The organism is Okeania sp. SIO3I5 (genome assembly GCF_010672085.1).
In the GTDB taxonomy this organism is placed as follows: Bacteria; Cyanobacteriota; Cyanobacteriia; order Cyanobacteriales; family Microcoleaceae; genus Trichodesmium.
Map to the genome: position 1 here is coordinate 1 of NZ_JAAHHT010000515.1, position 1,554 is coordinate 1,554.

1 protein-coding gene is annotated in these 1,554 nt (G+C 33.5%); it reads left to right on the forward strand.

The window, feature by feature from the left end:
- Positions 1-579 precede the first annotated feature (579 nt).
- Complete coding sequence (gene mddA / locus F6K40_RS40130) at positions 580-1,335, forward strand: methanethiol S-methyltransferase (protein WP_293145899.1); 756 nt, start codon at positions 580-582, stop codon at positions 1,333-1,335.
- Positions 1,336-1,554: the final 219 nt, after the last annotated feature.

Sequence of the window (1,554 nt, forward strand, 5' to 3'; positions counted from 1 at the left end):
AAAAAAGTTAGCTCAAGTAGGAGGTGAGTCACTAAATTTCGATTTTTGAAGAGTCTGTAACTAAAGCTGCTCGACTTGTCAAATAATTCCATCAAATTTCTGGAGGTTTCGTTGGAGAAAAATCAAGAGAAGAGCGATGGAAAGATCGGGAACAAGCAAAGAATATTTACCCGGTCATGTTGTACAATATTAATCACCGAATCTAGTTTGCCCTAAGAATAATTGGAAAAAGCTAGCTCAAGTAGGAGTTTAGTAACTAAATTTCGATTTTTGAAGAGTCTGTAACTAAAGCTGTTTTACCTGTCAAATAATTTCATCAAATTTCTGGAGGTTTCCTTGGAGAAAAATGAAGAGAAGAGCGGTGGAAAGATCGGGAACAAGCAAAGAATATTTACCCGTTCAGTTGTACAATATTAATCACCGCATCTAGCTTACTCTAAGACTAATTAGAATAATTGGAAAAAGTTAGCTAAAGTAGGAGTTTAGTCACTAAATTTCTGTTTTTTAAGAGTCTCTAACTAAAGCTGCTTGACTTGTCAAATAATTTCATCAAATTTCTGGAGGTTTTGTAAGAGGAAAATGAGTAGAATACTAGCATTTATCTATGGTGTAGTTTGTTATTTAATATCATTGATAGCTTTTCTGTACAGCATTGGTTTTATTGGCAACTTAATAGTGCCAAAAACACTAGATTCCAATTTAGATGGTTCTCTGACTAAGGGGTTATTAATTGATATTTTATTACTCGGTTTGTTTGCTATTCAACATAGTCTCATGGCACGTCAAAGTTTCAAGAAATGGTGGATAAAAATAATTCCAGAACCTATAGAACGTAGCACTTATGTTTTAATGTCAGGTCTGGCATTGTTATTATTATTTTGGCAGTGGCATTCTCTCGGTGGAATTATTTGGAATATACAAAACCCAATAATTTATAATATTATTTATGGCATCTTTGCCTTGGGGTGGTTAATTGTTTTCCTCAGCACTTTTATGATTAATCATTTTGATTTATTTGGTTTGCGACAAGTCTATTTATATTGGCGCGGTCAGGAATATGAAGATTTAGGATTTAGAACTCCAGGATTTTATAAATATACTCGCCATCCGATTATGCTAGGTTTTGTTATTGTTTTTTGGGCAGCTCCATTGATGACAATTTCTCATCTAGTTTTTGCTATGGGTACAACAATTTATGTGTTAGTAGGTATTAAATTAGAAGAGGTAGATATGATTTCTATTTATGGAAATTTATATCAGGAATATCGGCAGCAAGCTGCAATCTTAATTCCTTTGCCAAAAATCAAATTAACTGAGCAAAAAATTCAAGAATAACTCTAAATTTGTTTCCCTAATTACTTCCGACTTATTCTGGAAAGAGAGTCAAAAAAAGATTGCCTGGAGAAAATTATCAATGGCAAAGATATGGAGAGAAAACGATCGACTCGGACCGTGTCTAGCAACAAGAGAAACCCGAAATTTTCTACCTGATTCTTTCCGACTTATTCTGGAAAGAGAGTCAAAAAAAGATTGCCTGGAGAAAATTATCAATGA

What these genes read in the sequence shown, in the direction of transcription:
- mddA (WP_293145899.1), top strand. Translation starts at nt 580, where the DNA reads ATGAGTAGAATACTAGCATTTATCTATGGTGTAGTTTGTTATTTAATA.